The sequence below is a fragment of the Streptomyces sp. TRM70350 genome (assembly GCF_019219825.1).
GTDB lineage: Bacteria > Actinomycetota > Actinomycetes > Streptomycetales > Streptomycetaceae > Streptomyces.
This window is the reverse complement of sequence record NZ_JAHUXH010000147.1, coordinates 1-263: the sequence shown is the minus strand read 5'-3', so window position 1 is coordinate 263 and position 263 is coordinate 1. Positions and strand designations below refer to the sequence as shown.

The 263-nt window shown below is 72.2% G+C and carries 1 protein-coding gene; it reads right to left on the bottom strand.

What is annotated here, in order from left to right:
• The coding region (locus tag KWI83_RS37975; RefSeq protein WP_218518914.1) for a hypothetical protein at window positions 1-263 on the bottom strand (263 nt) is incomplete at both ends.

Genomic DNA, 263 nt, shown 5'->3' with positions numbered 1-263 from the left:
CGAGCCAGAAGCGTTCGCGTTGGAAGGCGTAGGTGGGCAGGTCGATCCGGCGGGCTGCGCTCCCGGCGAAGAACCTGTCCCATGCCACGTCGACGCCGTGCGCGTGCAGCACGCCCAGGGCGGTCACGGCAGCGTGCGCGGCCGGCGTGCCCGCACGCTGAGCGGGCACGCACACAGCTTCACCGGCGACCTCCGCCACCGGACCCGACAACACCGCGTCCGGCGCCAACTCCACGAACACACCGACCTCCGACGCCACCACA